Origin of the sequence: Planktotalea frisia (genome assembly GCF_001890925.1) — a bacterium.
In the GTDB taxonomy this organism is placed as follows: domain Bacteria; phylum Pseudomonadota; class Alphaproteobacteria; order Rhodobacterales; family Rhodobacteraceae; genus Planktotalea; species Planktotalea frisia.
Genome location: NZ_MLCB01000130.1, coordinates 1 through 20,416, shown reverse-complemented (window position 1 = coordinate 20,416; position 20,416 = coordinate 1). Strand labels below are relative to the sequence as shown.

Here is a 20,416-nt window from a genome sequence, read left to right as displayed (position 1 = left end):
GGAAACCGAATGGCATATCAGGCACGGGGACGCGATCCGCTTTTGGACAGCAACATGCAGGCCATGATTGAAAAGCGTGGTAAAGAGATGATCGGCGCCGCGTTGATTATCTTTGGCATTTTGGCGGCGATGGTTGTTGGCTCTTACACGCCCACGGACCCGAGCTGGTTGTCTGCGACGGATGCGCCTGTGCAAAACTGGCTCGGCCAATTGGGCGCCTCGATTGCCGCACCTTTATTCATGATCGTTGGCAAAGCGGCTTGGGTTATTCCTGTTGTTTCTCTTGGTTGGGGCGTTCGTTTCGTTTTGCACTTTGGCGCTGAACGCGCGCTGGGCCGTATTATTTTCCTACCCATCGCGGTTGTTGTCTGTGCGGTTTACATGTCCTCGCTCGTTCCCGGTGCAGGTTGGACGCACACCTTTGGCCTTGGTGGCTTGTTCGGCGATACTGTTTTGGGTGCCTTCCTGACGTTCTTGCCGTTCAGCGCGACTGTTGGCTTGAAATTGATCGCCTTTTTCCTAGCGATTGCGACGGTTGCGATGCTCGCTTTTGTACTTGGCGCCACTCGCTATGAGCTAAAAGAAAGTGCGCGGTTCCTCGCGATTGGCGTTGTCGTGACTTATATGATGGCGATGCGCTTGATCGGCAAAGGCGCAAAAGGGGCTGTTGGCGCTGCAAGCACTTTGCAGGCGCGCCAAACAGAAAAACGCGATGCTTTGCGCGCCGAAGATGAAGCGCGCGCCGCGCGCCGTCTCGCCGATGAACCACGTATGAGCCACATTGCATCTGAGCCTGTGATCGAACCCGTTTACGAAGAGCCAGAGCCTGCTCCCGAGAAAGAGAAACTCGGCCTTTTGGCGCGCATGCCGTCTTTAATCAAACGCGCAGATCCGATGCCAGAGCCGGAATTGGTAGAGCAACAAGCGCTCGAAAACTATGCCGAAATGCCAACGGATGATCGCATCAAGAGCAAGATTTCCAACGTCATTAAGAGCCGCGCGCGCAACCATATGGTCACGCAACCACCTGTATCTTCGCATCCTGCAAAGTCGCGCAGTCGTGGCCCGATCCCGCTTGTTGTGGACACAACTCTGCCGAATATGCGTGTTGAACCACCTTTGAGCGCGTCTTTGATTGCGCAACCGCCTTTGGCAGAAATGGCAGAGCCAAGCGCATTGGCGTTTACGTCCGCACGCATGGAGGCGGTCGCTGAACCTGCGGAACCTGTTGAAGCACCGATTATGCAAGAGCCGGTGGCGCAAGCCCCGGCATTTCTAAGCGCGTCTTATCAAACTCAGCCCCCCCTTGAGCAGCCTGTTCCGCAGGAACCGATGGCCTACGTTGCACCTGCCGCATCGATGCCTGAGCCGACACTAGCGCCTGTGACAAGTTTTGATGCGATGCCGACGGAATACTTGCCGACGCCGGAACTTGCAGATGTGCCAAGCTTTGAAAGTGCGCCGCTTGTCACGGAAGAAGAGATTGCGACGTTTGCACCGCTGCCTGATCCAGTTCCAGCGCCTGCGCCCAAAAGCGTCGTGCAACACGCGCAGCGCAAGCCCATGCAACCCTCTACACGGGCCAAAGCCGAAGCGCAGCCAACGTTGAAATTTGCAGACAGCAAAGAGGCGTTCGAGCTACCACCGCTTAACCTGTTGGAAAGCCCCAGCACTGTGCAGCGTCATCACCTCAGCGATGAAGCGCTGGAAGCAAACGCGCGTATGCTTGAGGCGGTTCTGGATGACTATGGGGTCAAAGGCGAAATCGTTTCTGTGCGCCCTGGTCCGGTTGTTACCATGTACGAACTTGAGCCTGCGCCGGGCCTCAAAGCATCCCGCGTTATCGGTCTGTCTGACGACATCGCGCGCTCCATGTCTGCCTTGTCCGCACGTGTATCTACTGTTCCGGGTCGCTCTGTGATCGGTATCGAACTCCCGAATGAGAACCGTGAAAAGGTTGTTCTGCGCGAGATCCTCTCAAGCCGAGACTTTGGCGATGGTCAGCAGAAACTCCCACTCGCTTTGGGCAAAGATATTGGTGGCGATCCTATCGTAGCCAACCTTGCCAAGATGCCCCACCTTTTGATCGCGGGTACAACCGGTTCAGGTAAATCGGTTGCGATCAATACGATGATCTTGTCCTTGCTCTACAAGCTGACGCCGGAAGAGTGCCGCCTGATCATGATCGACCCGAAGATGCTGGAACTTTCCGTCTATGACGGCATTCCACACCTTCTAAGTCCTGTTGTGACCGACCCGAAAAAGGCGGTTGTCGCGTTGAAGTGGACTGTGGGCGAGATGGAAGAGCGCTATCGCAAAATGTCCAAAATGGGCGTGCGTAACATTGATGGGTATAACTCTCGTGTCGCGGATGCGCTGGGCAAGAACGAAATGTTCTCGCGCACCGTGCAGACGGGTTTTGACGATGAAACGGGTGAACCGATCTTCGAAACGGAAGAGACGCAGCCAGAGAAAATGCCCTACATCGTGGTCGTTGTCGACGAGATGGCCGACTTGATGATGGTTGCCGGCAAAGAAATCGAAGCGTGCATTCAGCGCCTTGCGCAGATGGCGCGTGCTTCTGGTATCCACTTGATCATGGCGACACAGCGTCCGTCCGTGGATGTTATCACAGGTACGATCAAGGCGAACTTCCCAACGCGTATTTCGTTCCAAGTGACCTCAAAAATCGACAGCCGCACAATTCTGGGCGAAATGGGTGCTGAGCAACTGCTTGGTATGGGCGATATGCTCTACATGGCAGGTGGTGCAAAGATTACGCGTTGCCACGGCCCGTTCGTGTCCGATGAGGAAGTTGAAGAAATCGTCAACCACCTCAAAGGTTACGGCCCGCCAAACTACATGAGCGGTGTTGTTGAAGGTCCGTCAGAAGATGCGGCAAGCAGCATCGACACGGTTCTGGGCCTTGGTGGCAACACCGATGGCGAAGATGCGCTTTATGATACCGCGGTTGCGATTGTGGTTAAGGATCGCAAATGTTCGACGTCATACATCCAGCGCAAACTGGCGATTGGCTATAACAAAGCTGCGCGCTTGGTTGAGCAAATGGAGGACGAAGGTCTCGTTTCCCCTGCAAACCATGTGGGTAAACGTGAGATACTCGTTCCCGAAGCGCAATAACGGCAGTCCTTCGCCGCTCTCACATTCGTGAGAATGGCGTGGGGTGTACCTGTGCGTTGGAATGGTTAAGTAGGTTGTATGAATATTAGAACGCTCCTCCCCGCTGTTGCGATCGTGCTGGCCACTGCATTGCCTGCCGCTGCGCAGCAAATCTCGCTGAATGCGATTTCGAATTATCTGAACAATCTTCAGACCGCCAAAGGTGCGTTCACGCAAGTGAATGACGATGGCACGATTTCTACCGGGACGATCTATATCAAGCGGCCCGGACGCATCCGGTTCGAGTATAACCCGCCTGACAAACAGCTTGTTCTGGCAAGTGGCGGCGCTGTGGTGATCTATGATCCCAAAACCAATGAGCCCCCTGAAACTTACCCGCTTGCGCGCACACCTTTGTCGATCATCTTGGCGAAGAACGTAAATCTTTCTCGCGCGCGTATGGTGGTGGGTCACAAGAGCGATGGCAAATCCACGACAGTCAAAGCGCAAGATCCAGAGCATCCAGAATACGGCAACATCGAATTGGTGTTCACGGCTAACCCTGTCGAGTTGCGCCAATGGGTCATCAATGATGATGGTGGCAATCGCACGACAGTGATTTTGGGCGAGTTGGACAAGAAAGCGCGGATGAACAATTTATTGTTCAATCCTGATTCCGCGCTTCCTCAGGGCAGTGATCGCTAAACGCGACAGCCTCTTAGCTGGTTTTTGTACTTGAACGAGCGCTCGTCGATTTCACCCGCGATACGCATCAGCCAGCTCTTGCCGTAAAAACTGCCGCGCTTATAGCCGGTGTGACCCTCATGATAGGCCAGATACTGATTGCGCGCATCATTGAGTGAAATGCCGTTACGTTCACGGCTAAGATTCATGTACCACCCCATAAAATCTGAGGCGTCCTCAATACGATCACGTCTCGCAGAGCGTTTGCCCTGATCGACCTGGTATTCTTTCCACGTGGCATCAAGCGCTTGGGCATAGCCAAACGCAGAACTTTGACGTCCCATCGGAATGACGCCAAGCGTGTATTTCAACGGCGTGCGCGCATCGCCGATGAATTTGCTTTCTTGATACATGGCGGCCATTTGCACATGAATGGGAACGCCCCATTTGCGCTCTGCCTTCTTGAAGGCTTTCATATAGGCAGGTCGCTCTTTTGCGATACTGCACGCATTATCAAGGTTTCGGGGCGCGGAAAACTTTCCTCCGCCGCCGCCGCAAGATGCGACCAAGCTCAAAATCACCAGGGCGCGAAAGAATCTGCTCATTGGCCTCTCGCTTTGTACTATTTTTATATTTTCTTTATAATAGCGTAAAATGCTGCGATGCAAAATGACTTTCGCTTGAGGTCTGCACGCTAAAGCAGAAACGTCAGCAACAGCGGTATTGCGGCAACGGACATCAGCGTGGACACGACGACCAAACCTGCAACCGCCTCCGAATCGCCACCATATTTTTCGGCAAGAAGGTAGGCGGTGACGGCGACAGGGGTGGCGGTTTGAAGGATTAGAACTGCGAGCGGAACATCGCTAAGCCCAAGCGCGAGACCAATCACCAAAGCGACACCCGCGCAAACGAGGTATTTTACAAACGACAGAACAAATGCCTGCGCTATGCGCCCCGGTTTCAGCCGGGCAACCGCAACACCAAGTGTGATCAGCATCAAAGGAATCGCCATCTGACCGATCAGATCAAGCGTATTGGTGAAAAAATCAGGCGTACGCCACCCCTGCCACAAGAACAAAGTCCCCAGCAAAGTCGCGCCGACCATCGGTTCTTTCAGCGCTTTCATCAGGCTGCCACCACCAGACACGACCCAAATCCCGAACGTAAAAGAAAAGATCGCAGAGACTGCAAAAACAATCATCGCATAACCAAGCCCTTCCGCGCCAAAAGCGAAAAGCGCGAGAGGCAGCCCAAGGTTGCCAGTATTTCCAAAGGTAAATGGCGCGAGATAGGTTTGCTGACGCATCTTCAGCGCCCAAAACCCAATCGCCCCAATCGCCGCAATCGCTGCATGGGCAGCGATGCTGGCGATCAAAAGCGTGGTTAATGCGCTCGGGTTAATCTCGGTTTTCATCAATGCTGTGAAGATCAGGCAGGGCACGGCAAGTGTCATCGCCAGCCGTGTGACGAACTCGACACGGTACTCAAAGCCAAGTTTCACCCAGCTAAACCCAATCAACGCCAACAGAAAAACGGGCGCGACGATCTCAAGCACTGTCACAAAGATGATCACAAACTGTTTCCCTGAAAAATGGCTCAAAAATTGGACAAGACGCCCTTGAATTGGGTACTAACCAAATGTAGGAGCTGCAATGCAATGATGATCGCGCACTCAAAATATCACCTCGGGCAAATCGTCCGACACAAAAAGCACCCGTTTCGCGGCGTGGTTTTTGATGTCGATCCGACGTTCAACAATACTGAAGAGTGGTACGATGCGATTCCTGAGGATAGTCGGCCCAAACGTGAGCAGCCCTACTATCACCTGCTCGCAGAAAATGATCAGAGCTATTATGTGGCGTATGTGTCAGAGCAAAACCTGATCGCTGATTATTCAGGCGAACCTGTGGACCACCCTGATATCGAGGATCTGTTCGGCCCCATCGAAGACGGGACCTATCCGTTGCATTTCCAGCTGAATTAATAGCCCAACGCGCATCCGTCTTTTCTTGGATCAGATGCGCCAATGAGAACGCCATTTTCACTTATCTTGATCGACTGAGCGCCACCAATAGGTCCGTTAGGCACTTCGATTTTGTGACCAAGATCGGTCAATTCTGCGCGCACTTGCTCGCTATAACCCTTCTCTATTTTGAGGACACCGCCATCTGCAAAGGCGCGGGGTGCATCAATCGCGCTTTGCGCGTCCATGCCGAAGTCGTTCAAATTTGAAAGGAAACGTGCGTGCCCATTGGGTTGATAGGCGCCGCCCATCACACCAAAGGGCATCGTCGGTATTCCATTTTCAGCCAGCATCCCCGGGATAATCGTGTGCATGGGTCGCTTTCCTGCGCCCAGCTCATTGGGATGACCTTGCTCCAACGTGAAACCAGCACCGCGGTTTTGTAGCAGAATTCCGAATTTCTCAGAGGCGATGCCAGAGCCAAATCCATGAAAAATAGAATAAATTAGAGAAACGGACATGCCGTCGCGATCCACCGCAGTGATGTAGATCGTGTCTTTGTGAACCGCTTCGCTGAGGGCTGCCGCAGAAGGCATTGCGCGCTTGGGATCAATCAAAGCCGCAAGTTTTTCCGCAGTTTCAGGCGCAAGCATGTGGTCAAGTTTTGTCGTGTGATCCGGATCGGCAAGAAAGCGATTGCGTGCATCATAGGCAAGCTTCGTCGCCTCTGCTTCGATGTGCGCACGTTGGGTTCCAAATGGGTCCATCGCAGCGATGTCGAAGTGTTTCAAGATATTGAGCAACAAGATTGCCGTCGCACCTTGGCCGTTTGGCGGATGCTCGAACAATTCTGTACCTTTGTATGTGCCGCTAACGGGTGTCGTTTCGTTAGAGCTGACATTTGCAAAATCGCTCGCAGTGTGGACTCCGCCAAGCGTGTTTAGCGCGTTGAGCATATCTTCTGCGATTTCGCCTTCATAGAAAGCTTTGACGCCATCTTTCGCGACCCGCTTTAAAACTTCAGCTTGGCCGGGCGCACGAAATATTTCGCCTGCTTTTGGCACTTTGCCGTTTATCAAGTAGTGGGTTTTACCCGCGCCTTGCAGTGCTTTGGACGCATCCAACCAGTCAAACGCAACGCGCGGCGCGACGGGAACACCTTCTTGCGCGTAGTGGATTGTCGGTGCGAGCAACACATCGAGCCCAAGTTTTCCCCATTTTTCACTCATTTCGGCAAAGGCGTGCATCGCTGTTGGGATAGTCACAGCGTCGGCGCCAAAAAGTGGGACGGTTTCATGCCCTTGCGCACGCAGGTTTTCAGCACTTGCGGCAGCAGGCGCGCGACCGGATCCGTTGTAAGCATGGATTTTGTTGGAATTCGCAGGCGAAATCAGCGCGAACAAATCACCGCCTATTCCTGTCATTTGCGGTTCACAAATGCCCAGAACGAAGGCCCCCGCGATAGCAGCATCCATCGCTGAGCCGCCACGTTTAAGAATATCGATACCTACAGCAGCCCCTAACGGATGCGAGGTTGCACACATGCCATTGCTTGCAAAAACTTCGGAACGACCAGGGAAATGAAAATCGCGCATATCGTCTCTCTCAATAAGTTAAGAGAGAGCATAGGTCGGACCATCCAACTTGCCAATCAATCAACTTGTTTGAGGGAGGTTCCCAGCGTCGCGTACTGGGTGGGGGCAATTAACACGCGACGCTGGAATGAAGCTATATGCAGCTACAAGAATGGGTATGACTATGCTTCGGGGCCGATGTTTGGTGTGAATGAGGCAATATTTGGTCATTCGGCTGCGTCGTATAATATAGTGCTACCATCGGTCGGCAGGCGGTAAAATTTGCTACTCCAGATTGCGCTGCTGTGCGCTTAGCGCAGCGATTCTCTCGCGCTATGAGTCGCGCGTGAATTGGTCATCGCGCATGAACGCTCTTAGATATTAGCGAAAGCTACTCTGAAACGGAGAATGTTGCGACCTTGGTCGCGCTTATACATCAGCATCGTTGTCATATCGCGGATCAAGCCCCAACCGAATCCACCCTCTGGTAGCTGGTTTCTGTCGGCTTCAAGATCGTGCTCTTTTTTCGAAGGGATTTCGCCACCAGGCAAGGGTTTTCCTTGATCACAGACCTCAAATCGCAGCTCTTGTTCGGCTTTGGTGCAGGCCAATGTTACCGTGCCGCTGACATTCAACGGGTAGGCATGTTCGACAATGTTATTCGCAACCTCGGCCAAAATAATTTCAACCGTGCCAATTGTGAGATCATCAACCGCCAGTGCCTTTAGAGAGGCGCGCAATGACAACAAAGCGCGCCGCACAGATATTTCCGTAGCAGGGAAGACCAAATGAATATCAGGCTGCGCAGGTGTGTTTGGCATGAGATGCATGGGTTCTATAAAAGAGCCATCAGGCACTTTTAGCCTCATCTATTTGGACGGCTTCATGTGGTGATTTGAAAATCTTGAAAACACGTTCCATTCGCGTCAAGGCAAACACTTTCGACACAATCGGTGTCAATCCAGCGAGATGCAAAGGGCGTTCTTTACCAAGTTGCTTCATCGACGCAACGATCGCGCCTAGCCCGCTTGAATCAATGAAATCCACCTGAGACAAATCGAGCACCACAGCCGTATCTTGGTCGGCGGTGAGTTCGCGCACGGTATCTTTGAACTGGATCGCCGCCACGGCATCAATCCGTTGCGCGTGGACAGTTAAAATCTGAAGATCGCCAGTCGTTTCGCTTGTAATGTTCATCTTAATCTTGCCTGTTTTGGAAAACCTGCGATCACAGCTAGAAGCAATTGGTTACGATTCGGTGAGCGACATGACTAAAATCAACTACAAAGATTTACGCGCAGCAATCTTGTCTTTGACCAGTAATGAGACTGATGAAATCGCGTTGATGGCGACTTTTGTCTGCGAGTTGCACCATAGCGATGCGCGGTTTGATTGGACCGGTTTTTACCGCGTCACTGAACCGGAGCTTCTTAAGATCGGGCCCTATCAAGGGGGACATGGTTGCCTCGTTATTCCATTCAATCGTGGCGTTTGCGGCGCAGCTGCGCGCAAAAGAGAAACACAGTTGGTCGCCGATGTGGATATGTTCGAGGGACATATCGCATGTGCGAGTTCCACCCGTTCAGAACTGGTTATTCCTGTGCAAAATAAAGCTGGCCGATTGCTTGGCGTACTCGATATCGACAGCGATCAACCCGATGCGTTTACTCAGGAAGATGCAGATAATTTGAGCCATCTTTTGAGCGAAGTCTTCGCACTCGTTCGCTAGATCACCTCTTGCACTTTAACAAATCTAATCGCCGTGAAAAAAACCTTTGATTTTTCATACGTGTTCAGCTTTGGTGAAAAATAGGAACCATTTTTCACGAAAGCCTCGAATCGCACATGATCCAATCGGATTTAACCAAGACCAAAAGCCTCGGCGCAGACCTGCGGGCATTGCGCAAAGCGCGTGGTTTGACGTTGAGCGATTTGGCGAGCGCATTGGATCGCTCTGTTGGCTGGGTGTCTCAGGTCGAGCGCGATCTCTCAGAGCCGTCGGTCTTCGATCTCAAGCAGATTGCGAAGACGCTTGAAGTGCCAGTTTCCATTCTTTTTGGGCAAGCACAAACCCCAGCCCAAGAAGCGGGGATCATCGTGCGCAAGCATGCGCGCCGTCCCATAGGTTCGAAAGAACAGGGGTTGGTTGAAGAACTGCTGTCTCCAGACTTGACCGATGATTTCGAGATGGTGCATTCCACCTTTGATTCCGGTGCGACCATGGAAGAGGCGGTGACACGCCCCACGCAAGAAGTGGGGTATCTGGTGTCGGGCAAGCTTGATCTGGTGATTGGCGGGCAGTCGTTCACAGTCAGCGCAGGGGATAGTTTCCGCATCAAAGGTGCGTCTTATCAATGGGCGAATCCATATTCTGAACCAGCTGTTGCGATCTGGGTGATCGCGCCACCGGTGTATTGAGGATGCGCGCATGAGTTTCGAGGCATGGACGATTTTCGCACTGTTTTGGGTCGTGTTCGTAACCACGCCGGGGCCAAATGCACTAAATTGCATCACGAATGGGATGCAACTTGGCTTCGTGCGAAGTCTTTGGGGCGTTGCAGGGATATTGACGCAAGCGACGCTTTTCTTGGTGCTGTCAGCGCTGGGCGTGACCGCGCTTATCGCGGCCTCTGAAACAGGTTTTTTAATGGCGAAATATATTGGGGCGGCTTGGCTGATCTGGCTGGGTATCAAAGGTTTGATATACGCGCGCAAACCCGTGCCTAAACTGCCGCCAAAAACAGGCTCTATCTACATGCGCGCGCTGGCGATCGCGGTGATCAATCCAAAAAGTGTGGCAGGATACTTGGCCGCGTTCAGCCAATTCGTAGACCCAAGTGTGCCCATTTGGGAGCAAATGAGTGTCATCGTGCCGACAGCACTCTTCCTGACTACGCTGAGTTATTGCGGCTTTACTGCGCTTGGCGCAGGCATCGGTCGCGCAGCACTTGGTGCGGTATTCAACGTCTGGGTCCGCCGCGCAATGGCGGCGTGTTTCATTGTTTACGGTGTGCTTTTGGGGAGTACGAACATGGGAAAAACAGCATGAAAACGGGAAGCTGCCTTTGTGGCGGTGTCACTTTTGAGTTGAGCGGCGATCTGCGTCCTTCGGTTGCCTGTCATTGCGTGCAGTGTCGCAAAACCAGCGGGCATTATGTGTCGGCGACGCAGGTTGGGCCAGACCAACTCAAAATCACCAAGGACGCGACGCTTGCGTGGTTCCAATCCACGCCAGAAGCAAAACGTGGGTTCTGCAACACATGCGGGTCATCGCTTTTTTGGAAGCATGAAGCCGACAACGGTGCCATCTCGGTCATGTCAGGCACGATTGACGGGGCGACTGGCATCGAGACGAGCAAACACATCTTTACCGCCTTCAAAGGCGATTACTACAATATCGCGGACAACGTTCCGCAAAGCGAAAACTAGGGAGCAAACATGTCAGATTTTCCAACAACGGCCCGTGTGGTCATTATCGGTGGCGGTGTCGTCGGCACGTCCACTTTGTACCATTTGGCCAAAGCAGGCTGGAAAGACTGTGTGCTGCTGGAAAAGAATGAATTGACTGCGGGTTCCACATGGCACGCGGCTGGCAACGTGCCGAACTTTGCGGGCTCTTGGGCGGTGATGAACATGCAGCGTTACGGCGCCGCGATGTATCGCACGCTGGGGACCGATGTTGATTATCCGATGAATTACCACGTTACCGGCTCAATCCGTTTGGCGCATTCCAAAGAACGGATGCAAGAGTTTGAGCGTGTCGCAGGCATGGGGCGTTATCAAGGTCTGCAAATGGACATCATGACCCCGAAAGAGATGCAGGAATTGCATCCTTTCATGGAAACCCATGATCTGACGGGCGGTCTTTGGGATCCTTTAGACGGTGACATTGATCCGGCGCAATTAACCCAAGCTTTAGCCAAAGGCGCGCGTGATGCAGGCGGGCGGATTGAACGCTTCTGCCCTGTAACAGGTATTGATCGCGATGGTGATGAATGGATCGTGAAGACCGACAAAGGTGATATTCGCTGCGAGAAGGTGGTGAACTGTGCGGGTTATTATGCGCAGCGCGTTGGTGAGATGTTCAAGCCGCATGGCGGACGCACAGTGCCGATGGTTGTTATGTCCCATCAATACTTCCTGACAGGCCAACTGCCGGAACTTGAGGAATGGACCAAGGAAAAGGGTCACAAGGTGCCGCTGCTGCGCGATGTGGATATCAGTTACTACCTGCGTCAGGACAAAAACGGTTTGAACCTCGGCCCTTACGAGCGGAATTGTAAGGCCCACTGGGTCACGCCCGAAGATCCGATGCCTGAAGATTTCTCTTTCCAGCTTTATCCAGACGACCTTGAGCGGATCGAATATCAGATTACTGATGCGATGGAGCGTGTTCCTTTACTCGGCGAAGGTGGGATCGAGCGTAACATTAACGGACCTATCCCCTATGCCCCTGATGGCTTGCCGATGATCGGCCCAATGCCGGGTTGTCCGAATGCGTTTGAAGGCCATTCCTTCACTTTCGGCATCGCTCAAGGTGGTGGCGCGGGTAAGGTCCTGTCGGAATGGATCATGCACGGCGAAACAGAAGATGACATGTGGGCCGTCGATCCGCGTCGTTACACCGATTACACCGATCACGATCACTGCCTTGCGAAAGCGCTGGAGACCTACGGCCACGAATACGCGATGCACTTCCCGCATCACGAATGGCCAGCGGGTCGCGATAAGAAGCTCTCGCCAGTTGATGCGAAGATCCGGGAGCTTGGTGGCCAAATGGGTGCCTTCAATGGATGGGAACGCGCGAATTGGTTTGCCAAAGACGGCGACGACACATCCGAAGAAAGCACACAAACATGGGAGCGTAATGGCCCATGGGAGCAGCGCATCAAGGAAGAAGTCGAAGCAGTGCGCGATGGCGTCGGTGTGCTCGATCTGCCGGGCTTCTCTCGCTTCAATCTTACGGGCGAGGGTGCCGCAGAATACTTGCGCGGTTTGATCGCTGGCGCTTTGCCAAAAGTCGGCCGCATGAACCTCGCGTATTTCGCTGATAGCCGAGGCCGTATCCTGACAGAAATGTCCGTGATGCGTCACGGTGAGGATCATTTCACGCTAATCACCGCCGCGCTCGCGCAGTGGCATGATTTTGATGTGCTCAACAAAAACCTGCCTGCGGGTTTGACCCTGACGGATCACACGACGGAGTTTTCCACGCTCATCGTTACGGGCCCCAAGTCCCGCACACTCTTCGAGACGATTGGCACTGATGCGGACCTCTCAACAGGTTGGCTTACACACCAATCCGCAACAGTTGCGGGCAAACCATGCGCGCTGAACCGTGTCAGCTTTGCTGGGGAACTCGGTTGGGAAATCCACGCAGAGAACGCGCATATGCCAGCACTTTACGATGCTGTGATCGGCGCAGGCGCAACGCCCTTTGGCATGTATGCGCTGAACTCCATGCGTATCGAAAAGGGTTACCGCGCTTGGAAAGGTGATCTGTCCACTGACTACACCTTGCTTGAGGGTGGTCATGAGCGTTTCATCAAGTTTGACAAACCGCAAGACTTCCCGGGCAAAGCCGCGTTGCTGAGCGAAAAGCAATCAGGTCGTAAGAAGGGGTTTGTCACTATGACCATCGACGACGCCTGCGTCTTTGATGCGCCTTACATGTCCACAATTTGGAACGGTGATGAGGTTGTTGGCGAAGTCACCTCCTCTGCCATGGGGTATCGGACAAACAAATGTATCGCACTTGGGATGCTGCGCGCGGACTTGCTTGAGCCGGGCACGAAACTGGAGGTTGAGATCTTTGGTGCGCGCTACGGCGTGACCGTTCAGGAAGATCAACCGATGTGGGATCCTGCGAACGAAAGATTGCGTGCGTGAGCCTAGTGGCAGACGATATTGACTGGCATGACAGCCCGTTTTCGCGTGCCTTCCTTTGGTTGAAGGCCGCGTCGACGTTCTATGTCATCGCAATTCCGATCAGTCATTTCGCTCTGCCGCATTCATACATCTGGGGCATCGCGGTCTTCTTCTTGATCGCGATGCTCTTTACGTATCCCGTTGCTGCATGGCGTAGCGGAAACCATTTCTCACTAGAACTCCGCGTCTCGATTTTTCTGGCATTGTTCGGCCTTGTCGGCCTGTTCACCACTCCTTGGCTCGTCATCGCTGGCATCTTCGGACACGGTGTTTGGGATCTGTTGAAACATCGCGGCCACGGTACACCGTTCTTTGGCTGGTACATAAGCGGTTGCGTTGTTGTGGACTGGTGTTATGCGGCGGCATTGACATTCTTTTTACTGACAGGACAGATCTGATGACTGATATTACGCTTCTTGATGGCGGCATGGGGCAAGAACTTGTGCACCGTGCTGGCGACCGCCCAACAGCGCTTTGGTCCACACAAGTTATGATGGACAAACCTGGTCTTGTCGCGGAAGTTTCTCGCGATTTTTTGGCCGCTGGCGCGACGATTGCAACCCTCAATAGTTACGCAATCCAGCGTGATCGTCTCGTTCCTGTTGGCATAGAAGATAAATTCGAAACCTTGCACGCGATGGCGCTGCAAGAGGGTCAAAATGCTATTGCGGCACATGGCTCAGGGCGTCTTGCTGGCAGTCTTGGTCCTTTGGGTGCAAGCTATCGTCCTGATATTCACCCGAGCGCTGATATTGCCGTGCCGCTCTACCGTGAAGTGGCGGAGCAATTCAAAGGCAAGGCCGAACTGGTGATCTGCGAAACAGTTGTCTCGCTCGATCATACGCGCTGCATCATTGAGGGCGCAAAATCTGCTGGCCTGCCAATCTATTGTGCGTTCTCTGTGAATGATGAAGACGGCAGCAAATTGCGCTCTGGCGAACCTGTGGCAGAGGCTGCGCAGATTGCGGCTGACATGGGCGTTGTTGCAGTTCTAGCCAATTGTTCCGCCCCCGAAGTGATCCCTGCTGCGTTGCGTGAGCTTGCTAAAACGGGCTTGCCCTACGGCGCTTATGCCAATGGATTTACCAAAATCAGCGAGGGATTCTTGAAAGAACGCCCCACTGTTGATGCGCTCACTTTGCGTCATGATTTTACCCCTGAACACTACGCTGATCATGTGATGGCGTGGGTGGATCAGGGTGCCACACTCGTGGGTGGTTGCTGTGAAGTCAGCCCCGCTCATATCGCTGAAATTGCCAAGCGCCTTCGTGCGGCTGGGCATATTATTGTCTAAAGGAAACTCGTCGATGTCTCTTCCTGAAAAAGCCCGCGTTGTCATTATTGGCGGCGGCGTCATTGGATGTTCTGTCGCCTATCATCTTGCCAAACTTGGCTGGAAAGACGTGGTTTTGCTGGAGCGCAAACAGCTCACCTCAGGGACAACATGGCACGCCGCTGGCCTGATCGCGCAGCTGCGCGCGACGAAGAACATGACGAAACTGGCGAAGTATTCTCAGGAACTCTACGGCAATCTTGCGGCTGAGACCGGTGTAGAGACGGGTTTCAAACGCTGTGGCTCGATCACTGTCGCTTTGACCGAAGAACGCCTCGAAGAGATCAATCGCCAAGCCGCAATGGCGCGCTCTTTCGGGGTTGAGGCAGAGCCGATTTCGCCTGCTGAAGTGAAAGCAAAGTATGAGCACCTTAACATTGATGGTGTCAAAGGTGGCGTTTATCTGCCGCTAGACGGTCAAGGCGATCCGGCGAATATCGCCCATGCTTTGGCGAAAGGCGCGCGCCAGAATGGGGCGCTCGTTAAGGAAGGGTATCTCGTCACGGATATCCACAAAGAGGGTCGTCGTGTAACGGGTGTGACGTGGGAAGATAAGAACGGCGAGACAGGCTCGATCGAGGCGGAGCATGTCGTCAACTGTGGCGGCATGTGGGGTCACTCCATCGGGCGTATGGCTGGCGTAAACGTGCCTTTGCATTCTTGCGAGCACTTTTACATCGTGACCGAAGCGATTCCGGGCCTCACGCAAATGCCTGTGCTGCGTGTCCCTGACGAGTGTGCGTATTATAAAGAAGACGCAGGCAAGATGCTCTTGGGCGCGTTTGAGCCTGTGTCCAAACCTTGGACTTTGGACATCCCGAAGGACTTTGAATTTGATCAACTGCCCGAGGATTTCGACCACTTCGAGCCGATCCTAGAAGCCGCTGTCGAGCGTCTTCCGATGCTGGCCGAAGCAGGCATTCACACGTTCTTTAATGGGCCGGAAAGCTTCACGCCGGATGACGCCTACCACCTCGGCCTCGCACCTGAGCTTGATAATTTCTGGGTCGCGGCTGGTTTCAACTCCATCGGTATTCAGTCCGCTGGTGGCGCAGGATCTGCGCTCGCGCAGTGGATGGATGAAGGTCAAAAGCCGTTTGATCTGGGCGATGTGGATATCTCCCGCATGCAGCCGTTCCAAGGCAACAAAACCTATCTATTCGAGCGTTCTAAAGAGACGCTTGGTCTGCTTTACGCGGATCATTTCCCCTATCTACAGAAGAAAACCGCACGTGGAGTGCGTCGCACGCCTTTCCATCATCACTTGATGGAACGCGGGGCTGTTATGGGCGAACTCGCGGGATGGGAACGCGCCAATTGGTTCGCACGCGAAGCACAAGAGCCTGAGTATCAGTACAGCTGGCAACGTCAAAATTTCTTCGACAACGTGCGCGAGGAACATATGGCCGTCCGTCAAGGCGTTGGCATGTATGACATGTCCTCTTTCGGTAAGATCCGTGTTGAGGGGCGCGATGCAGAGGCGTTCTTGAACTACGTCGGCGGCGGTGATTACTCCGTTGCGAATGGTAAGATCGTCTATACACAATTCCTGAACCGCTCAGGTGGAATTGAGGCGGATGTGACTGTGACGCGTTTGACGGAGACGGCTTATCTGGTTGTTACACCTGCTGCGACACGCTTGGCGGACGAGACATGGCTGCGCCGCAATCAAGGCGGTTTCAATGTAGTGATCACAGATGTGACTACGGGCGAAGGTGTGCTCGCGATCATGGGTCCACGTTCGCGCGAATTGCTGCAAATGGTGTCACCGAATGACTTTAGCAATGACAGCAATCCATTCGGTACAGCGCAAGAGATCGAGATCGGCATGGGCCTCGCGCGAGCGCATCGCGTGACCTATGTGGGGGAGCTGGGTTGGGAGATTTACGTCTCTGCCGATATGGCGGGGCATGTGTTTGAAACCTTGGCGGAGCCGGGTCTGGAGATGGGGATGCGTCTGTGTGGCATGCACATGATGGATACGTGTCGGATGGAAAAGGGCTTCCGCCATTTTGGGCATGATATTACGTCTGAGGATCATGTGATGGAGGCAGGTCTTGGCTTTGCGGTGAAGAAGGACAAGGCGGATTACATCGGGCGTGAAGCGATTATTGCCAAGCAAGAGAACGGTCTTGATATGCGTCTGTTGCAGTTCAAACTGAGCGATCCCGAGCCGCTTTTGTATCATGCAGAACCCGTGCTGCGCGATGGTGAGATTGTGAGCTATCTGACGTCTGGTGCGTATGGCCACCATGAGGGTGCCGCGATGGGCATGGGGTATATTCCGTGCAAGGGTGAGAAATTGGCAGATGTGCTGGGATCGACATTCGAGATTGATGTCGCTGGCACCCGCGTGAAGGCGGAAGTATCGTCCAAGCCGTTTTATGACCCAAAGTCCGAGCGTGTAAAAGTCTGAGGTCTTTCAGATCGCTTGCGCGATCCGACCGGTGCGGGGGCCAGCCCCCGCAACCCCCGGGATATTTAAAAAGAGAGGAAGACAAAGCAGTTGCGCATTGGCTTGATAGGTTTTCAGCGTTAGGGCAGTGATATGATACAACGCGAGAACGTAGATACGCCCCAAGGGCTTGCCTTTGCTTTGACCGCTTACTTTTTGTGGGGATTTTTACCGCTTTACATCAAGTTGTTGGCGCATATTCCACCCGCTGAGATCATCGCGCATCGTATCATTTGGTCTGTGCCGATTGCCGTTGTTGTGTTGCTGATTTTGCGCAGAACGAAGGATGTTCTGACGGCTTTGAAAACGCCTAAGATGCTCGGCATGGCGTGTGTGACAGCTGCATTGGTTTCTCTGAATTGGGGAATTTATGTCTGGGCCGTCACCGCAGGTTACGCGATGGAAGCGGCGTTGGGCTATTACATGAACCCGCTGTTTAGTATCGCGCTGGGTGCGCTTTTGCTGGGTGAAAAGTTGAGCCGTGCGCAATTGGTGGCGATTGGATTGGCGGCGACAGCGGTTCTGGTGCTGGTCATTGATGGGGGTGGCCTGCCGTGGGCGGCGCTGGGCATGATGTTTACGTGGGGATTTTATGCGCTCGGCAAGAAGCAGTTACCGATTGGGCCGAACCAAGGGTTTTTGCTGGAAGTTCTGATCCTGCTCCCCTTTGCGCTGGCCTATGTGGCTTATCTCAGCACGCAGGGCACATCGCATTTTGAGGCAGCGCTTAGCACCAACACTTGGCTCTTGCTCGGCTGCGGGGTGATCACCGCCGTGCCTCTGATGATTTACGCGAATGGCGCGAAACTACTGCGCCTCTCAACTATCGGCATCCTGCAATACATCGCCCCAACGATCATCTTCCTGATCGCGGTCTTTGTGTTTGATGAACCGTTTGGCCGTGCACGTGCGATTGCGTTTCCGCTGATCTGGCTGGCGTTGATCGTCTACACCACATCGATGGTGCGTCAGATGCGCGCGAAAAACTAGCTAAGCGCAGCTTTGTGTTTCAGGAATGCTGGGTCTTTCATAACGCGTGCATTCATCGCCTCACGCAAAGCGCCGATGCTTTTGTGGGGGCGCATGACGACCTCAAACGTTTTAATCAGACCTTCATCATCGAGGGTTATCAGATCAACACCCACCGCATCGAGATCACCGATCTTGCATTGAAACTCTAGCGCCCAATCCTTGCCCTCGCCCATCACGCGGCGATACTCGAAATCGCTGAAGACTTGACCCACGTGACCCAATACAGCTGCCACTGCATCGCGCCCCGTCCATGTGGCGAAATAGGTCGGCGGCATGAATTTAACCTGCTCCGCAAGCAAAGGCGCGATCTTGCTGTCATCGCCTTTGGCGACGACCTCTTGCATGGTGGTGATCGTGGGGTGCATTGGAAACTCCTTTGTTGCTTAGCCTAAGCGCAAGATGTCGGGTTGAAAAGAAGGCGCGCATCTGAGACGAGGGCGCATGAGCTCAGCGTATTATCCCCCGAACGATCCTTTGGACATCATCCACGATGATCACGAACTGCTGATCGTGAACAAACCTGCTGGTTTGTTATCCGTTCCAGGGAAGGGCGAAGAGCTTGCGGATTGCTTGATCGCGCGCATCCAGTTGGTGTTCCCGCAGGCTCTGCTGGTGCATCGTTTGGATCGCGATACATCTGGCGTCATGGTCTTTGCGCTGACCCGTCATGCGCAGCGGCACTTGGGGCTGCAATTTGAAAAACGCATGACGCAAAAGACCTATGTGGCGCGTGTGGCTGGGTTGTTGAAGCCGAAGACTGGCGCGGTTGATTTGCCGCTTATCGTGGATTGGCCGAATCGTCCTTTGCAGATGGTCTGTCACGAAACAGGCAAGAACGCGCATACGGATTACCGTGTAATGCGTTATGGAAATAATGAAACGCGGGTGCGTTTGACACCCAGAACAGGGCGCTCGCATCAGCTTCGCGTGCATATGCTCGCCCTTGGGCATCCGATCTTGGGCGATCCATTTTACGCCTTTGGTTCTGCGTTAGCAGATCATCCGCGCTTGATGCTGCATTCTGAGGAGTTGCGCGTGAAGCATCCTGATGGCGGCGCGACCCATAAATTTCGCGCCAAGGCGCCTTTTTAGAAATAATTTCGCTAAAAGTGTCGGTTTCGCTAAGGTTCATCCGTCTAGGGTGTACAGACGTGCGTTGCGTCTGTTTCAAACCAAAGGAAATACCATGCAATTTATGTGCCTTATCTATTCTGATCGTAAACCTCCGCCGAGGGCCGTCTGGCTGCTGGGCTGTGAGATCGTTTATCGAGTGTCCTTATGGACGCACACGAAGCCACCCCCCGCATTCAAGTTTTGTCGGTCTCTGATACCGGCCGTCGCCGCCGTTGGTCAGATGACAAAAAAATCCGTATCGTTGAGGAAAGCTTTGGCGACGGCGTAACAGTGGCTGAGGTAGCACGACGCCATGAGGTATCGCGGTCTCAGCTTTACGATTGGCGTTATCGCCATAAGAATGGATTGCTTGGTTCTGGCCTGCAATTTTTGCGTGTTACGAAGATCGAAGATGCTTTCGATGGCTGTGACACTGCGCCAGCGCCCCAAGCTCCTGTGATGACTATTGATCTTGGCCCGCGGTGTCGTGTGGCGATCCCGTCAGGTTTTGACATGAAAGCTGCTGCGCATCTGCTCAACGGCTTGATGGTGTGGTCATGATCGCGTTTCCGGCGGGTACGAAGGTGTGGATTGCAGGCGGTGTGACGGATATGCGTCGAGGCATGAATACTTTAGCGCTGACAGTGCAACAGGGGCTTGGGCGTGATCCGCATGCGGGCGAGATCTTTTGCTTTCGAGGCCGCAAAGGTGACCTGGTGAAGCTGCTCTGGCATGACGGGGTGGGCATGTCGTTATATTTGAAGCGTCTTGAGGCGGGGAAGTTCATCTGGCCGGTGAGCCAAGACGGGACGGCGGTTGCGATATCTGCGGCGCAGTTGGGCTATCTTCTCGAGGGGATCGATTGGCGCAATCCACGCTGGACGCAAAGGCCCAAAGCGGCTGGATAATTCGTTCTGAAGCGCCTGTTTTTATTGGCGTTTAACGGCTTCTGTGGTAAATATTTGCCATGTCACACGCCGCTTCCGAAATTGCCAGATTAAGCGCTGCACTTGCCGTGCAGACCGCCCGTGCGCAGGCTGCGGAAGCCGAATTGGCGCAGGCCCGCGCCCTGGCCTCCTGCACGGACGCAATGATCCAAGAATTGAAGCTGGAGATCGCCAAGCTTCGGCGCGACAAATACGGCATCTCCTCCGAGCGTCGCGCGCGGCTGATTGATCAGCTGGAATTGCAGCTTGAGGAATTGGAAGCGG

22 protein-coding genes are annotated in these 20,416 nt (G+C 53.7%); 16 read left to right on the top strand and 6 right to left on the bottom strand.

The features are described from left to right. Positions 1-9: 9 nt before the first annotated feature. Positions 10-3,141: a DNA translocase FtsK gene (locus PFRI_RS09785; protein WP_072630523.1), complete on the top strand. Its 3,132-nt coding sequence runs from the start codon at positions 10-12 to the stop codon at positions 3,139-3,141. A gap of 78 nt (positions 3,142-3,219) precedes the next feature. Next, positions 3,220-3,825: a LolA family protein gene (locus tag PFRI_RS09780; RefSeq protein ID WP_072630522.1), complete on the top strand. Its 606-nt coding sequence runs from the start codon at positions 3,220-3,222 to the stop codon at positions 3,823-3,825. On the opposite strand, the gene PFRI_RS09775 is transcribed toward PFRI_RS09780, so the two are convergent. Both PFRI_RS09775 and PFRI_RS09770 read right to left on the bottom strand, forming a co-directional pair. Then, a complete protein-coding gene (locus PFRI_RS09775) occupies positions 3,822-4,409 on the bottom strand; it encodes a transglycosylase SLT domain-containing protein (protein ID WP_072630521.1) in 588 nt (195 codons plus the stop codon). The two genes, PFRI_RS09780 and PFRI_RS09775, sit on opposite strands and share 4 nt — an antisense overlap. 89 nt (positions 4,410-4,498) lie before the next feature. Next, entirely contained in the window at positions 4,499-5,380 is an 882-nt protein-coding gene (locus PFRI_RS09770) for an AEC family transporter (protein WP_072630520.1), read from the bottom strand. Between the two features lie 84 nt (positions 5,381-5,464). On the opposite strand from PFRI_RS09770, the gene hspQ reads away from it, so the two are divergent. Further along, positions 5,465-5,791: a heat shock protein HspQ gene (gene hspQ / locus PFRI_RS09765; protein ID WP_072630519.1), complete on the top strand. Its 327-nt coding sequence runs from the start codon at positions 5,465-5,467 to the stop codon at positions 5,789-5,791. Here hspQ and PFRI_RS09760 read toward each other — a convergent pair. The 3 genes from PFRI_RS09760 to PFRI_RS09750 form a co-directional block, all read right to left on the bottom strand. After that, positions 5,788-7,365, bottom strand: coding sequence for a gamma-glutamyltransferase family protein (locus PFRI_RS09760; protein WP_072630518.1), 1,578 nt, complete (start codon positions 7,363-7,365; stop codon positions 5,788-5,790). The genes hspQ and PFRI_RS09760 overlap by 4 nt on opposite strands. Positions 7,366-7,718: 353 nt before the next feature. After that, positions 7,719-8,201 (bottom strand): ATP-binding protein, encoded by a 483-nt coding sequence (locus PFRI_RS09755; RefSeq protein WP_170124852.1) that lies wholly within the window; start codon positions 8,199-8,201, stop codon positions 7,719-7,721. Next, the gene (locus PFRI_RS09750) at positions 8,194-8,541 is read right to left on the bottom strand and encodes an STAS domain-containing protein (protein WP_072630517.1); all 348 of its coding nucleotides are present in this window, start codon (positions 8,539-8,541) and stop codon (positions 8,194-8,196) included. The genes PFRI_RS09755 and PFRI_RS09750 overlap by 8 nt, the downstream gene beginning before the upstream one ends. A gap of 70 nt (positions 8,542-8,611) precedes the next feature. On the opposite strand from PFRI_RS09750, the gene PFRI_RS09745 reads away from it, so the two are divergent. The 9 genes from PFRI_RS09745 to rarD all read left to right on the top strand — a co-directional run bounded on the left by PFRI_RS09745 (position 8,612) and on the right by rarD (position 18,050). Beyond that, positions 8,612-9,073 carry a free L-methionine (R)-S-oxide reductase MsrC gene (locus PFRI_RS09745; protein WP_072630543.1) on the top strand — a complete coding sequence of 154 codons (462 nt, stop codon included), beginning with the start codon at positions 8,612-8,614 and terminating at the stop codon, positions 9,071-9,073. Positions 9,074-9,189: 116 nt separating this feature from the next. Beyond that, complete coding sequence (locus PFRI_RS09740) at positions 9,190-9,762, top strand: helix-turn-helix domain-containing protein (RefSeq protein WP_072630516.1); 573 nt, start codon at positions 9,190-9,192, stop codon at positions 9,760-9,762. Positions 9,763-9,772: 10 nt separating this feature from the next. Next, positions 9,773-10,393 (top strand): LysE family translocator, encoded by a 621-nt coding sequence (locus tag PFRI_RS09735; protein ID WP_072630515.1) that lies wholly within the window; start codon positions 9,773-9,775, stop codon positions 10,391-10,393. Next, complete coding sequence (locus PFRI_RS09730) at positions 10,390-10,773, top strand: GFA family protein (RefSeq protein WP_072630514.1); 384 nt, start codon at positions 10,390-10,392, stop codon at positions 10,771-10,773. The genes PFRI_RS09735 and PFRI_RS09730 overlap by 4 nt, the downstream gene beginning before the upstream one ends. 9 nt (positions 10,774-10,782) lie before the next feature. Next, positions 10,783-13,233, top strand: a complete 2,451-nt coding sequence (locus tag PFRI_RS09725; RefSeq protein WP_072630513.1) for a GcvT family protein — start codon at positions 10,783-10,785, stop codon at positions 13,231-13,233. Beyond that, on the top strand, positions 13,230-13,670 hold the full coding sequence (locus tag PFRI_RS09720) for a hypothetical protein (protein WP_072630512.1): 441 nt from the start codon (positions 13,230-13,232) through the stop codon (positions 13,668-13,670). Before PFRI_RS09725 ends, PFRI_RS09720 begins: the two co-directional genes overlap by 4 nt. Continuing rightward, positions 13,670-14,566, top strand: a complete 897-nt coding sequence (locus PFRI_RS09715) for a homocysteine S-methyltransferase family protein (RefSeq protein WP_072630511.1) — start codon at positions 13,670-13,672, stop codon at positions 14,564-14,566. The genes PFRI_RS09720 and PFRI_RS09715 overlap by 1 nt, the downstream gene beginning before the upstream one ends. Positions 14,567-14,579: 13 nt before the next feature. Next, positions 14,580-17,021 carry a GcvT family protein gene (locus tag PFRI_RS09710; RefSeq protein ID WP_072630510.1) on the top strand — a complete coding sequence of 814 codons (2,442 nt, stop codon included), beginning with the start codon at positions 14,580-14,582 and terminating at the stop codon, positions 17,019-17,021. A gap of 132 nt (positions 17,022-17,153) precedes the next feature. Continuing rightward, a complete protein-coding gene (gene rarD / locus PFRI_RS09705; RefSeq protein ID WP_072630509.1) occupies positions 17,154-18,050 on the top strand; it encodes an EamA family transporter RarD in 897 nt (298 codons plus the stop codon). Here rarD and PFRI_RS09700 read toward each other — a convergent pair. Further along, on the bottom strand, positions 18,047-18,457 hold the full coding sequence (locus PFRI_RS09700; protein ID WP_072630508.1) for a nuclear transport factor 2 family protein: 411 nt from the start codon (positions 18,455-18,457) through the stop codon (positions 18,047-18,049). The two genes, rarD and PFRI_RS09700, sit on opposite strands and share 4 nt — an antisense overlap. 76 nt (positions 18,458-18,533) lie before the next feature. Between PFRI_RS09700 and PFRI_RS09695 the strand changes: the two genes are divergently transcribed. The 4 genes from PFRI_RS09695 to PFRI_RS09680 form a co-directional block, all read left to right on the top strand. After that, the gene (locus tag PFRI_RS09695; protein ID WP_072630507.1) at positions 18,534-19,184 is read left to right on the top strand and encodes an RluA family pseudouridine synthase; all 651 of its coding nucleotides are present in this window, start codon (positions 18,534-18,536) and stop codon (positions 19,182-19,184) included. A 186-nt stretch (positions 19,185-19,370) separates the two neighbouring features. Then, the gene (tnpA, locus tag PFRI_RS09690) at positions 19,371-19,766 is read left to right on the top strand and encodes an IS66-like element accessory protein TnpA (RefSeq protein WP_072630506.1); all 396 of its coding nucleotides are present in this window, start codon (positions 19,371-19,373) and stop codon (positions 19,764-19,766) included. Further along, positions 19,763-20,113, top strand: a complete 351-nt coding sequence (gene tnpB / locus PFRI_RS09685; RefSeq protein ID WP_072630505.1) for an IS66 family insertion sequence element accessory protein TnpB — start codon at positions 19,763-19,765, stop codon at positions 20,111-20,113. The genes tnpA and tnpB overlap by 4 nt, the downstream gene beginning before the upstream one ends. Positions 20,114-20,172: 59 nt before the next feature. Then, positions 20,173-20,416 (top strand): IS66 family transposase (locus PFRI_RS09680; protein ID WP_483878467.1); only part of this gene is annotated, 244 nt, incomplete at its 3' end.